The sequence below is a fragment of the Vibrio sp. T11.5 genome, assembly GCF_027587155.1.
In the GTDB taxonomy this organism is placed as follows: domain Bacteria; phylum Pseudomonadota; class Gammaproteobacteria; order Enterobacterales; family Vibrionaceae; genus Vibrio; species Vibrio neptunius.
Genome location: NZ_JAPPTP010000004.1, coordinates 136,404 through 152,177 on the forward strand (window position 1 = coordinate 136,404; position 15,774 = coordinate 152,177).

Annotated in this window: 3 protein-coding genes; 2 read left to right on the forward strand and 1 reads right to left on the reverse strand. The window is 47.5% G+C overall.

Going from position 1 to position 15,774, the window contains the following annotated elements; genetic code table 11:
- Window positions 1-56 precede the first annotated feature (56 nt).
- Entirely contained in the window at window positions 57-13,313 is a 13,257-nt protein-coding gene (locus tag OH455_RS06475) for a retention module-containing protein (protein ID WP_269980785.1), read from the forward strand.
- 69 nt (window positions 13,314-13,382) lie between these two features.
- On the opposite strand, the gene OH455_RS06480 is transcribed toward OH455_RS06475, so the two are convergent.
- Window positions 13,383-14,711: an anaerobic C4-dicarboxylate transporter gene (locus OH455_RS06480; RefSeq protein WP_269980786.1), complete on the reverse strand. Its 1,329-nt coding sequence runs from the start codon at window positions 14,709-14,711 to the stop codon at window positions 13,383-13,385.
- 420 nt (window positions 14,712-15,131) lie between these two features.
- On the opposite strand from OH455_RS06480, the gene OH455_RS06485 reads away from it, so the two are divergent.
- Complete coding sequence (locus tag OH455_RS06485) at window positions 15,132-15,596, forward strand: low molecular weight protein-tyrosine-phosphatase (protein WP_206370529.1); 465 nt, start codon at window positions 15,132-15,134, stop codon at window positions 15,594-15,596.
- The last annotated feature ends 178 nt before the right edge of the window (window positions 15,597-15,774 follow it).

A 15,774-nucleotide genomic window follows, 5' to 3' on the forward strand; every position in this document is an offset into this window, starting at 1 on the left:
TATTATTAAATTTCTTAATTGCTGTTGACTGGCTTAGTCAGATTGAGGGGATAAGTATGGAAGTCGAAATTGTACGCCAGGCTCGTATCGTAGAAGAAGTAAATGGTGACGTCATTGCCGTTAAGCCAGATGGAACTGCGAGAAAAGTCGTTCAAGGCGAGACTATCCAGTCGAATGAAATAATGATCACCGCTCGTCATGCTTCTGTGGTACTGAATGCTGGCGGTGTCGCTTCAATTGTAGACGAGAATACTATCTCTTTAGAGTTGGACAATGTTGCCGGTAACGCTTGGCATACTGAACAAGTGAACGGCGATATTGGATTTGACTTTACTCAAATCGGCGACGATGCGTTGAGTGAGGGTGATATTGCAGCGATTCAAGACGCAATTTTGGAAGGGGCTGACCCGACTCAAATTCTAGAAGCGACAGCAGCAGGAGCTGGTGGCGCTAGCTCGGCTAATGGAGGCTTTGTTACTATTGACTATAATGGTACCGAGGTGCTGGCAAGCACTTTCTTCGAAACATCTGCGCAAGTACAAGACGATGCAGAAGAGACAGAGGATGAGCTAAGAACGTTAGTATTTGCTGGTGGCGGTCAAAGCATTTCAGAAACCTTGACAGAAGGTTCTCTATCAGGCGGCACATACCCACAAACAGCAACAACAACAGTCACTATTTTCGCGGGCGATCTTCCCCTCGATGCTGCTAGCTTTACCCCTGAATCGGCATCCCTCACCAGTCTGCTGGCTGAACTCAACTCTGATATTAGCTCGTCAGGTGAAGCCGTTACGTTTACTTATGATGCCGCTGAAAATGCGATTATTGGTGTCAACGACCAAGGCGAAGTACTGCGCATTGATATTGATACCACCTTGGTTGGCAAAGATGTCAGCCTAGAACTGACCACAACAGTAAGCCAACCTATTGATCATCTAGATTCTGTTGGCGGTGGACAAGTAGCGATCAGCGATGATCAGATCGTAGTCAGCTTTGGAATTACTGGTGCTGATTCTGGTGGCAATGCCATCCAAGCACCGATTGATGCACAGGTTTCAATCGGCGATGGCGTTAATCCAACACCTCAAACGACCAATGTTCAGAACGTCGAGTCTGACTCAACCTTGATTCAAGGTGAATTCGTTGAAATTGGCAGTGATGCACTGGCCTCAGTAAGGTTTGACAGTTCTGCACTTCAGCAATTTGATGGCTTACTCAGTGATAATCAAACCACGACGGCAACTCTGTCAGATGATGGGACAACAATTACGTTAACGGCTGATGGTTCAGGAGATACCGTACTGACGGTTAGTGTTGATACGCAGGGGCAGTATGAGTACCAGCAGTTTAAACCCCTGGAACACAATGGCTCTGATACTATTTCTCTTTCGCTGCCGACCACTATTGTAGATTACGATCAGGATACGGTAACTAATGACATTAATATTGAGATTACTGACGGCGACAACCCTGTTATTACCAATGTTGATGGGTTGAGCCTTGATGAATCAGGTGTCGTTGGTGGTTCGCAAGTCGGCACAGTAGCAGTCTCGGGTAGTGGTTCTATTACAGCCACCGCAGGCAGCGATGTTATCGATCACTTTGAACTGGAGCCAAGCGAGTTCAATATCGATGGCTCACTGACTTCACAGGGACAGCAGGTCACCCTTGAGCTAAAGGCTAATGAGAACGGTGTTCGAACGTATGAAGGTGTGATTGAGCTCAACGGAAGCCGTGTCACAGTATTCGAAATTAAGGTGGATACACCTGCGCAGGGTGATTACGAATTTACCTTGTTTGAACAGCTTGATCATTTAGGTGTGAACGATGAGTCATTGACGATTGAACTCCCAGTTTATGCGGTTGATGCGGATGGTGACCGTTCAGAGTTAGCGGGCGGCACGGGTTCCGAGGAAGCGGGCAAAATTCTCATCCAAGTGAAAGACGATGCACCGACGATTAGCGGCGCTGACGCTTTGTCTCTTGACGAAGATGACCTCGCTTCAGGTTCCTCACCAGACGCGGCTTCTTTGACGGCAAACGGTCAGTTTACTGTAACTGAAGGTGCAGATACGGTAGTTGAATACCGACTCGATACGAACTCTAATCCAGTAGCGGGTTTGAAGTCCGATGGCTTGGCGGTATCGCTGAATGAAACCTATGACAGCGCAACTAATACCTATACCTATACCGGTTCAACCTCTGCTCAGGATGTATTTGTCCTGACGATAAAAGGAGATGGCACCTACTCATTTGAGTTAAAAGGACCAATTGATCATGCTGCGAGTGCTGATGATCAAACATTGAATTTCGCAGTTATTGCCAAAGATAATGATGGTGATACGGTTGCCCAAAATATTTCTATTAATATTGTTGATGATGCGCCTTCGATAACCCATGCTGAGGCGTTAACCATCAATGAGAATGACTTAGCCAGCGGCACTAGCCCAGACGGTACCTTGCTGAGCAAAGACGGCGACTTCACCACTATTCAAGGTGCCGATAAGGTCGTGAGCTACGAGTTGGACCTCTCGACCAATCCAATTGACGGCATGACCTCGCAAGGCAAAGCGGTGACGCTTTCTGAGTCCATCGATGCCAATGGCGTAGCAACCTATACCGCTTCCAGCGCCGATGGTGAGGTGTTTGTCCTGACGCTACGCCCAGACGGCAGCTATACCTTTGAACTCAAAGCGCCGATTGACCATGATGCCAACAGTGACAGCGAACTGATTAACTTTACTGTGGTGGCGACCGACACCGATGGTGACACCGACCGCATTACCCTGCCAGTGACGATTGGTGATGACAGCCCGAACATCGCCTCGGCGGAGGCGTTAATCCTCAATGAGAATGACTTAGCCAGTGGCACTAGCCCAGACGCGACGGGAGTGAGCCAACATGGAGACTTTACCACGCTTGAAGGTGCGGATAAGGTCGTGAGCTACCAGCTTGACCTGACCACTAACCCGATTGATGGCCTGACCTCTCAGGGCAAAGCGGTCACGCTCTCTGAATCCATCGATGCCAATGGTGTGGCCACGTACACGGCTTCAAGCACTGATGGTGAGGTGTTTGTGCTGACGCTACGCCCAGACGGCAGCTACACCTTTGAACTCAAAGCGCCGATTGACCATGACGCCAACAGCGACAGCGAACTGATTAACTTCACCGTGGTGGCGACCGACACCGATGGTGACACCGACAGTATCACGCTGCCAGTGACGATTGGTGATGACAGCCCGAACATCGCCTCGGCGGAAGCGTTAATCCTCAATGAGAATGACTTAGCCAGTGGCACTAGCCCAGACGCGACGGGAGTGAGCCAACACGGAGACTTTACCACGCTTGAAGGTGCGGATAAGGTCGTGAGCTACGAGCTTGACCTGACCACTAACCCGATTGATGGCCTGACCTCGCAAGGCAAAGCGGTGACGCTGTCTGAATCTGTCGGTGCCAATGGCGTAGCAACCTATACCGCTTCCAGCGCCGATGGTGAGGTGTTTGTCCTGACGCTACGCCCAGACGGCAGCTACACCTTTGAGCTGAAAGGTCCGATTGACCATGACGCCAACAGCGACAGTGAACGCTTTGATTTCACGGTGGTGGCGACCGACACCGATGGCGACACCGACAGCATTACACTGCCAGTGACCATTGGTGATGACAGCCCGAACATCGCCTCAGCAGAGGCGTTGATCCTCAACGAAAATGACTTAGCCAGTGGCTCTAGCCCAGATGGCACTTTGTTGAGCAAAGATGGCGACTTTACCACCATCCAAGGTGCGGATACGGTCGTGAGCTACGAGCTTGACCTGAGCACCAACCCAATTGACGGCATGACCTCACAAGGTAAAGCGGTGACGCTGTCTGAATCGGTGGATGCCAATGGCGTGGCGACGTACACCGCCTCCAGTGCCGATGGCGAAGTATTCGTCCTAACCCTGCGCCCGGATGGCAGCTACACCTTTGAGCTGAAAGCGCCGATTGACCATGATGTCAACAGCGACAGTGAGCTAATTAACTTCAAGGTGGTGGCGACCGATACTGATGGCGACACCGACAGTATCACCTTGCCAGTGACCATTGGTGATGACAGCCCGAACATCGCCTCAGTAGAAGCGCTCATTCTGCAAGAAAATGACCTTGCTGGCGGCTCCAGCCCAGATGGCACCTTGCTAAGCAAAGACGGCGACTTCACAACCATCCAAGGGGCAGATAAGGTCGTGAGCTACGAGCTTGACCTGACCACCAACCCAATGGATGGCATGACCTCTCAGGGCAAAGCAGTGACGCTGTCTGAATCGGTGGATGCTAACGGTGTAGCGACGTACACCGCCTCCAGCGCGGACGGTGAGGTGTTTGTCCTGACGCTACGCCCAGACGGCAGCTACACCTTTGAACTCAAAGCGCCGATTGACCATGACGCCAACAGCGACAGCGAACTGATTAACTTCACCGTGGTGGCGACCGACACCGATGGTGATACTGACCGCATTACCTTGCCAGTGACGATTGGCGATGATAGTCCGAACATTGCCTCGGCGGAGGCGTTAATCCTCAATGAGAATGACTTAGCCAGTGGCACTAGCCCAGACGCGACGGGAGTGAGCCAACACGGAGACTTTACCACGCTTGAAGGTGCGGATAAGGTCGTGAGCTACGAGCTTGACCTGACCACTAACCCGATTGATGGCCTGACCTCGCAAGGCAAAGCGGTGACGCTGTCTGAATCTGTCGGTGCCAATGGCGTAGCAACCTATACCGCTTCCAGCGCCGATGGTGAGGTGTTTGTCCTGACGCTACGCCCAGACGGCAGCTACACCTTTGAGCTGAAAGGGCCGATTGACCATGACGCCAACAGCGACAGTGAACGCTTTGATTTCACGGTGGTGGCGACCGACACCGATGGTGATACTGACCGCATTACCTTGCCTGTGACGATTGGCGATGATAGTCCGAACATTGCCTCGGCGGAGGCGTTAATCCTCAATGAGAATGACTTGGCCAGTGGCACTAGCCCAGACGCGACGGGAGTGAGCCAAGACGGAGACTTCACCACGCTTGAAGGTGCGGATAAGGTCGTGAGCTACGAGCTTGACCTAACCACTAACCCGATTGATGGCCTGACTTCTCAGGGCAAAGCGGTCACGCTCTCTGAATCCATCGATGCCAATGGTGTGGCCACGTACACGGCTTCAAGCACTGATGGCGACGTGTTTGTGCTGACGTTACGTCCTGACGGCAGCTACACCTTTGAGCTGAAAGGCCCGATTGACCATGACGCCAACAGCGACAGCGAACTGATTAACTTCACCGTGGTGGCGACCGACACCGATGGCGACACCGACCGCATTACCTTGCCTGTGACGATTGGCGATGATAGCCCAACTATTCGATCTATTGACCCATCAAGCACGTTTGTCGTTGACGAAGATGACACGGCAGCAGGTTCTGATTCGTCAGGTGCAGTCGCTGTTGCGACAGGCAGTTTTGTCACATCACAAGGGGCTGATGGTGTTGTTGCCTATGAGTTGATGAATATAACTGATACACAAAATGGTCTAACGTCTAACGGTCAAGCGGTGACGATTTCTGAGGTGAACGGCGTTGCTGGTGCGACCACTTATCAAGGTGTGGCTGGCGGTCAAGTGATCTTCACTTTAGTGCTGTCTGACAACGGTGATTACACTTACACCCAATTTAAAGCTTTGGACCATGCACAAAACAGCGACACGTTGACCATTCCGTTTGATGTGGTTGCGATCGATAAAGACAACGACACCTCACCTGCTGTCCGCCTGCCAATTGAAGTCATTGATGATCAACCTGTACTAGCGGGGACGACAGGGGAAACATCTGTCGACGAAGATGACCTAGTGGGTATCGGTTCGGATCGCTCTGAAGACACCACTATCAATGGTAACTTCGTTATCACTGAAGGCGCTGACAGCGTTGTGGAATATGAGTTAACGAATGCAAATGATACGTTAGATGGCTTATCTGCTGACGGCGAAGCGCTTGAGTGGGCTGCTGTCCAAAGCAGTGGCACGACGTTCACTTATACAGCAATGACTGAAAATGGTCATGAGCCAGTATTTAGAATTGTTTTTGATACATCAGACAACAGCTATCAATTTGAATTACTTAAACCTCTTGATCATGCAGACGGTGCGGGTGAAAACAGCGTCCAAATCGACTTTACAATCAAAGCGACAGATTTTGATGGAGATGAATCCGCTGAGATTACTCTACCTATTATCGTCGTCGATGACGTTCCATTGTTGACTGACCACTCGATTTCTAGAGTTGAAGGCAGTGGTTTCAAGAGAGTGAATATGTTCGAAGCCTCCACTGATAAAGGGGCTGATGACGCTGCTATTACGATGATTGAAGGGACTACAGATGGTACTTCGGTGATTAAATTTGGCGGTGAAAATGGTACTTATGTCGATAGTGTCGATATTCAGTCTGGCAATCAAACGATCAAAGTTTACGAAGAATACGATACTGGTAACGGAACAAGAGATATCCGCGAACTGGGTGAGTTGAGAGTCAATTCTAATGGTAACATTCGTTTTAAAGCCTACGATAACCTAGAACATGATGGTGATACGTTTGATTTTAGTATTGACGTGACTGCGACGGATGGAGACAAAGATACCTCAACGGCGCAATTAGATCTGACCATCGTCGATAGGAAAGCGTCAGCAATCGCTCTCAAAGTTACGACTTTCGAAGAATCTGGTCGTGATCCGTCGATTGACTACGATCCAAATAATCCGAATACCGTTGATACCGCTAACGTTCAGGATAACCAGAGCGGTATTACGGGTCTTGACTCCCCAACACAGATTTTGCTTCAAGCGAATTTGTATGATGCAGATAACAACGAATCTATTGGTGGCATGACGATCAAGGCGGGAGATCACCACGGTACCTTCTACTACTTCGACGGCAGCCAATACGTCGAACTTGAACCGAACAACAGAGGCAAAATCTACATTGATGGCTCTTTGATTGATCAGACATCGAGTGTGAATGGTGATGGCGATCAAATCACCACGATCACCAACCTGTATTTTGTACCGGACAGAAACTACTCGACCGATGAATCAGGTATCCAGATCAAGTACCAGCTTGAAATTGACAACGATGGTACGTTGGATCATAAGCTGAATTCGAGCTTCAGAATTGAAGTAGAAAGTGTTGCGGATATTGCCACCTGGGATGATGCCAATAGCACCTACGAATACACTCTAACAGAGGATGGTGCTCATCAGACGCTCAACTTGAGTGCGGTTACACAGGATACCAGTAATCCAGAGACGATTACTTACCGTCTTGAAGTGACTCAAGGTCAAGGTGAGTTTGAGTTACTGGATGCATCAGGAAACGTTATTGCAGAATCATCGCCGGGTGTTTATTTGATCAGCTCTGACGACATCAACAATGTTCAGCTAAATCCGAGGGATAACTTTTCTGGAGCGATTAAGTTTGACGCGAAAGCGTTGACTGAAGAAGACTCCAATGCAGCTTCAGGTAAAGACTCAGCAGAATCCGTGGTGCAAGAGCTGGTGTTTAATGTTACGCCAGTAGCAGATGGCAGCAGTTTCTCCGTCAATCGGATAGCCATTTTTGAGGATAATGCAGCGAGCCAGAACACAATCGATCCAGACGCAGATCATGAACCGTTTACACTCGACAAAGTCATCACGCTTAACTCAACGGCTGACATCGATACACCGGGAGATACTTCTGAAGTTCTCTATATCCGTTTATCCGATTTCACTGATGAAAATGGCCAATCGTTAGTTGGTTTTGAAGTCCGTTGGGTGAGCTCAGGTGATCCGCTACCACTGATTACTGATGGAAACGGTAGCTACTATGAGATTGCACAATCTGATTTAGATAAGGTCGAGATTCAGCCACCTCTGCATTCCAACGAGAATTTTACCTTTGAGGCGACAGGTGTGGTGAAAGATACTGCATCGCTTGGCGACGGGTCCCAAGTTACTGATGTGACCGAAATGGGGGCAGGTAAAACCGTTCACGTGTCCGTAAAAGGTGTTGCTGATATCCCTTACATCCCAGATATACCTGATGTGCCTGATACAGGTGCTGTGCTTGATACTTGGTACAGCTACACAGACGGTAATGGTAATGCAGGTGCACAGGTTGTCATCAATGAAAACTCGAGCATTGAGTTGAGTTTTGCTGTCTTATCCGGCGAAGAAAAAGATGGTGTCAGTGATAACTCTGAATCGATAACGGTGCTTCTCTCAGATATTCCTGATGGTGTTCAATTGTACGATAGTAATGGTGGTGCAATTGACTTGGTATATGTAGGTAGTAATGCTAATGGCCCTATTTATCAGGCAAATATTACGCAAGAACAATACAGTTCAGGTATTACGGTTGAACCGCCAAAATATTCGACGGAAGACATCAATATAACGACCAAAGTTATCGTTACGGAGAATGACGGGCATATCAGAGAAGTTGATGGCAGCATTTTGGTAAAAGTTGTTCCTGTTATTGATGCTGGCGGTAGTGATGACGCTTACACCAGGACTGCAACAGGTAACGAAGACAGCTTTATTGTCGTCCCTTGGAATCTGCCAAATGCAGAGAACCTTGACAGAGCACCAGATACCAATGATCGTGATTATGAGTTCGTCTCATCCATTACTATTTCTGGTTTCCCAGAAGATGTTGAGATTACGATTGATGGCGCTCCAGTGGCTAACTACACAGGCGGCACCGCGATTTATGATGATGTTACCAATACTTTAACCATCACTGGTTTGGATGAAAACGCCAACCAACCTGTGGTGCGCGTTAAACCGCCGGAAGATTCTAGCGTCGACATCAACTTACAGACCACACTAACCATTGAAGAACATGACGCTGATAACAATGGCGATAGTGTTGCTCCTAAACAAATCACGGGATCATTAACGGTTGTGGTTAGGCCAATTATCGAGAGTGATGGTGATCTTCAAGTCAAATCTAATAATGCTGTGGTCACCACGATTGACGATGCAGATGATGATGGTCGTATAGATTTCACTATCAACGATCAAAATGGTGATGCGAACGTTATCTCCTTTGAAGATCTTGACCCAAGCTCTGATGAAGTAGTGAAAGCAGTGGTGGTTCGTTTTGTTGGGATTTCTGGTGATGACTTAGATCAGCTGTTTGTCACAGGTGCTGTCAACAATGGTGATGGTTCTTGGACAGTGACCAACGAAGAAAACTTCAGTATCGTTGCACCCAACGGTTTAAATTATACCGATAGCAACGGTCTACCAAGCAGCACCTTGAAGGTTGAATTTGTCGCTGAAGTCTACGACAAGGGGGATGAAAACGAAAATGGCCCTGTCAGTGAAAAATCGACCACGATAGATCTGACATTCCCTAGCAGTGTCGCTGGCCAAAACAGCGAAGCAGCAGTGATTGAGCAAGTGACTACTCCAGACGCCATTATCACGGGAGTTGAAGACAACTACGTTGACCTTAGTAGTCAAATAGGCAATGTTGTCCAAATTGGTGTCGATGGTAGCAATGTGAGTACTGCGGATAATGTCGCGGACCAGCTCACCATTGTGATCGACCCGAACGATATTCCGGCAGAAGTAAGTGGTCTGAAGGTCCTTGGGGCTGAGGACGATTTTGCCAATAATCTTCATCTGTTTGAGGCAACCATCAACCCTGATGGGAGTATTTCTATTCCTGATGGCCTCAAACTAGAATTGCCTGAAGACTATGCAGGTGACTTCAACTTGCCGATTACCTTTGTCACCACGGATAAAGCATCAGGTGATGAGAATCGTGTCGAGCTTAATATCCCTGTCGCTGTGACACCGGTCGTTGATATCGCACCGGGAGCGGGCGAGCAGGCTCAGCCTCTCGACAGCGATTTTACTCCTGAAATAAGCCTGAGTACGACTTCAGTTGAAAAAGGCACGGGTAACCAGCTGGACGCTAATGCACTGGAAGATAATCTTATTAAGTTAGATCTTGATATTGATTTGGCAGATGTTCGCAACGATAGTCACCAAGGCCAAGAAACACTGACGAGAGTTGAAATCACGTTACCTGATTCTAGCTTGGGTTATTTCGCTGATGTGAATGGTGACCCGATTCAGCCAGACAGCAGTGTGTTTGTCGTTGATTCTAACGATCCTGCGGTCATTCAGGCGGCATTGGATGGCTTGTACTTTGTTCCTAAAGAAAACTATCCGACGGATAGCAGTGGTAATTCAATCTCCTTTACTGTGAAAGGCACTGTGGTCGACCAAACCACTTTCGACACTACAGGTACGACGCAAGTTTCTAATACGGGTAGTGAGCGCACCTTCACGCAAAGCGTCGACATTGATATCACGCCAGTCCTAGACCCTGTCACTATGCCAACCCAAGCGGACAATATCGTTGTGGTTGGTGATGAAGATACCGACATTTCTCTCACTTCAGGTGGCTCTGGATTGTCGATCGCATTGAATGACACGGATGGCTCAGAGCAATTCCTTTCAGCTAAACTAACGGGTGTGCCTGATGACTTTACGGTAACCAGTACTTCATCTGACTTTGTAGTTAAGAATAGTGGTGGTGGTGAATGGGTCATTCAATTGACAGACCCGAGCGCAACAGAAATCGATCTGTCAGCGATTTCGATTCGCCCAGCAGAGCATTTCAGTGGCACTGCTGATATTGGCATTACCGTGTTCACTCAAGAGCAGCTGTTACAAGAGCCGACTGCACATCAAGGGCAATTCACCATTAATGTTATCCCTGTTGGCGATGTGGTAGACATTGACCCAACAAGCAGCGTGACTGGTAATGAAGGTGAGAACATCGACATCGCTATCAACGCGAGTATCGTTGATAAAACCGATCTATTACCGGGTGATTCTGCTCAGGATCAGCCCGAAACATTGTTGATCACTGTTGAGCAAGTACCGGACGGTGCGACGATTTACTATCCAGATGGTGTGACACCTGCAACCAATCTAGGCAATGGTAAATGGGAGCTACGTGTCGATGCTCAGGAAGTCGGTAAGATTGTGTTTAACTCTGGGGAGCACAACAAAGGAACTTGGAATGAAGATAGCCTGAAAATTACCGTCCAGTCAGTGGATAAAGACGCAGATGGCAATGAATATCTCGGCCCGACAACGAATCAGGTCTTTAATGTCGACGTTGATGTTGAAGCGGTGAATGACCGCCCAGAGTTCAACAATATTTCTGATATCCAGACCGCAGAAGATACTGTGGTGGCGATTAAAGGCTTCACTGTGTCCGATGTTGACTCTAGCCTTGATGATCCTGATGCAGAATACACGTTGACTTTAAATGTAGACAGCGGTGAGTTATTCCAAAATACTACGATAGCTTCGAACAATGGAGTCACTGTTTCGGTGGATGTATCCGGTCAGGCTGTGACAATTACGGGTAAAGTCGCTGATATCAATTCGGCTCTTGCTCAAGATCTTGTCACGTTCAAGCCGAATGAAAACAGCAATGATTTGATCGACACTGATGGCGTTAAAGTGACCGCCCACATCGACGATCAAGGCAATGTGGGTTCGGTGGATGCTGCAAACCCAGATACCTCAAACACCAACGAAACGTCATTCGTTATTCATGTCTCTGAAGTCAATGATGAGCCTCAAGCTGGTGCTCTTGATCTAGGGGATATTCTTGAAGAAGGCAGTATTCAGATTACCGCTGCGCAACTGATTGCCGCCAGCAATGACATTGATGGTGATAATTTGGTGGTGAAGTCCATCTCGGTCCCCGCAGAGCAAGGCACGCTGACTCTTAACCCTGATGGTGTTTCTTGGACGTTTACGGCAGCAGATGAGTTTAATGGTGATGTGTCCATCAACTATATCATTGAGGACAATGGTACAACGAACGGGGTCAATGACTTCCTTCAAGATACAGGCACGGTTTCACTGTCTGTGATAGGGGTAAATGATAAGCCTGAGATCGATGTGGACGATATTACGACCATCATCAATGAGTCTTCGGGTCAGTTGGTCAGTGGAATCTCCGTTAGTGATGCAGACTATGTTGACGCATTTTCTGATGATGCTATGGCAGTCACGCTCAGTGTCGATTTTGGACAGCTGAATGTTACCCTACCTGCGGGTTCTTCAATCACAGCAACCCCGTCGTCAGGCAGTTCAATTACATTGACGGGCACTATTGGTGAACTGAATGCCCTGCTGGATTCTCCATCTGCCGGCACTGGTGTAACCTTTGATGCGACGCACGCCCCATCTGACAGCGTGATGCTCACCATAACTGCGACGGATTCAGGTAACCCTTCAGGCATGGTGATGTCTGAGACAACGCAAAAACCGATCACGATTACGCCTGTTGCCAACGCGCCAACCCTATCGATTGCGGCGGATAATAATTATGTCAAGAACATTAATGCCAGCCTAACAGCAAGCAATAATGGTATCGCTCTACTGGGGATCGTTGCGGCACTCACGGATGTCCATGAAGCTCTATCTCTAGAGCTATCGGGACTTCCTGCTGGAGCAACGGTGGAAACATCGTCAGGAACACTGGTTCCAGTAGGTGGCAAAGTTGTGGTGCCAGCAGATGATATTGATAGCGTCTCTATCGTTGGTGCTCAGGAAGGTTCGCACATCATTCAATTGACCGCGGTGTCTACTGAAACGGATAGCTCTACGGCTGAATCAGCACCTATTGATATCAACCTTAACGTGACCAATGATATCTCCGATATTGATGTTTCTTCCTCTAACCAAGATAGCCAGCTATTGGGAAGTGACGTAGGTATCGAGTTGCAGTCGGGTTCTGGTGACGATCGAATCGAAGGAGGAACTGGCAATGATACTCTCATCGGTGGTGCTGGCGATGACACCTTACTGGGCGGCGCTGGTGACGATATTCTTGATGGTGGTTTAGGTTCAGACATTCTGACAGGTGGTACTGGTGAAGATACCTTTATTTGGTATGAAATTGATGATGGTGCGACGGACACTATTACTGATTTCAGTATTGCTGAAGGAGATCAGATTGACCTGCGTGAGGTGTTACCTGAACTGAAGCAAGCGAATGTGGATATGGATACTTTACTGTCCCATTTGGATGCCAAGTTAGTTGATGGAGATGATATTGAACTTAACGTGCACCCAGATGGTAATGGAAATGGTGAACAAACCATTCTGGTGGAGGATTTGGGTCAACAAATTGACTTTAACAGTATGGATTCCTCGCAAATTATATCGACCCTACTTGATCAGCATATTATCGTTCACGATCAGTAACTCTGGATAGAAAAGCGCCCTCAACCTTGTTCAGGCTAGGTTGAGGGCGCTTTGTTTTATCTCACGCTTTTAACCAATAACAACCTGACCTAGCACATAACCCAGGCAGCATGCACCAACCACACCTATCAAGCCGACAGACATAAATGAATGGTTGAAATACCACTTACCGATTTTGGTTGTACCGGAAGTATCAAAGTTCACCGTGGCGATATCCGAAGGGTAATTCGGAATGAAAAAATAGCCATAAACGGCAGGCATCAAACCAATCAATAGGGCAGGATCTAGGCCGAGCCCGAGACCGACTGGTAGCATCATACGAGCAGTCGCTGCTTGTGAGTTGACCACAACAGAAACGATGAACAATGCCAGAGCGAATGTCCAAGGGTAGCTGGTCACCATTTCAACGATACCTGATCGAAATTGAGGCATGGCATATTTAAAGTAAGTGTCGGACATCCATGCAATACCAAAGATGGCAATAGCGGCGACCATACCAGACTTAAAAACCACGCCGTTGGGGACATCTCGGGGGTCGGTTTTGGTTGCCAGCAAGATTACACCACCAAAACACAGCATCATCATCTGGATGATGACAGACATTTTTATTGGCTTATCGCCTTCAACGATAGTACGAATTTCCGGCACCATCGCAATAATGACAATGGTGACGATCGAGGCGAGAAAAATGAGGACTGCGTTACGTGCTGAAGTTGGCAGTACTTCGTCGAGAGATGTAGCGGTTGTGCTGTCGATGCGCTTGCGCCATTCGGGATCTTTTAGCCTCGCTTGATACTCTGGGTCATCGTGCAGCTCTTTTCCTCGCTTCAGGCTGTAGAGAGACATCAGCAGAGTACCAAACAGTGTTGCAGGAACTGTCACCATCAGGATGGATAGCAAAGTGATGTCATGCTGAATATCGGCAAGCTGAGCGAGGTAGTAGACCACAGCAGCAGATATAGGTGATGCGGTAATCGCTATCTGAGAAGCCACCGAAGAAGCAGCCATCGGTCGCTCAGGACGAATGCCATTCTTTAGGGCCACATCGCCAATGATAGGCATGATGGAATAGACAGCATGGCCAGTACCTAAGAGAAAAGTCATTGAGTAAGTGACAAAAGGGGCGATGAGTGTGACGCGTTTGGGATTCTTGCGCAGGAGCCTTTCGGCCACTTGCAGCATATACTTCAGACCACCAGCAGCTTCTAAGATAGATGCACAAGTTACCACCGCAAGAATGATCAACATGACCGTCACAGGTGGGGATGTGGGGGGCATCTTAAAGATGAAGACTTCAATGACCAACCCAATTCCTGACACAACGCCTAAACCGATTCCTCCATAGCGTGAACCGATATAGAGCATCAATAACAGGAAGAGAAACTCAACATATAACATAGAGTATTTCCTTAGAACTAATATGGATAAGGTTATTGTCAGAAGCTGAAGGATAAATTTCTTAGTTAACTGTCACACAATATGGATCAGCTAGGATGGAAAGGACGTTCTAAGATGTTGCTCACAGAGATATCAATTTAAATTACTGGTTTTCAACATTTTTATCACATAAATAAAACGATATAGATAGCCTATGGCTAAGTAACAATAAGTTGTTGGGAGATTGAGCGTCTCTTTGGCGCAAGGGATTAGGATCAAATTACAACGGAGTATGATTAGAGTTAATGCTCAAATTTATCTTTGCTAAATGCTTTGCATACTCAAAATTGAGACAACTTCGATAACACCGATAAGATAACCTATAGCCGATTTATAGTTTGCAACAATAATATATAAAATTGGTTAGTCATTATGGGAAGTTTGCCTTCTATCCTTGTTGTCTGTATGGGCAATATATGCCGCTCACCACTCGCTGAAGTTGTTCTGAAAACAAAAGCACAGCAGCGTGGCATCGTTGTTAATATTGCCAGTGCAGGAACAATTCGTGATCAGGTTGGTAACTCACCAGACAAACAAGTGCAAGCTTTGGCGGATAAGTATGGCTATAGCCTAAATGGCTTGACGGCTACTCAGGTAACGAAAGACGATTTTTCTCACTATGACATGGTGTTAGCAGCAGATAGAGCCAATCTTGCCGCATTGTATGACCTCTGTCCTAGGGAGTACAGAAACAAGCTTGCTCTGTTCCTTTCGTATTCAGATATTGATGAAAATGAAATCCCTGATCCTTACAAGGGGAGTCGAATTCGTCACCAGAAAGTGTTTGAACTGATTGAACAAGGCAGCGACGACGTACTCAATTATATAACGTCAACAGCGGCATAAAATTAGTTGCCCAGTTATTAAAAGTGAGACGCGCCAGAACGATAGTTTATTCATTGATATCCTGTTTTTCATAGTTATAAGGCTCATTTTTATTTCTCGTATTTTTCTTTTTGTCTGGCTGAGCGCAGGTTCAGTTGGGCAAATTTTATTTTAAGTTTTATCGGCAGCGATAAATGAT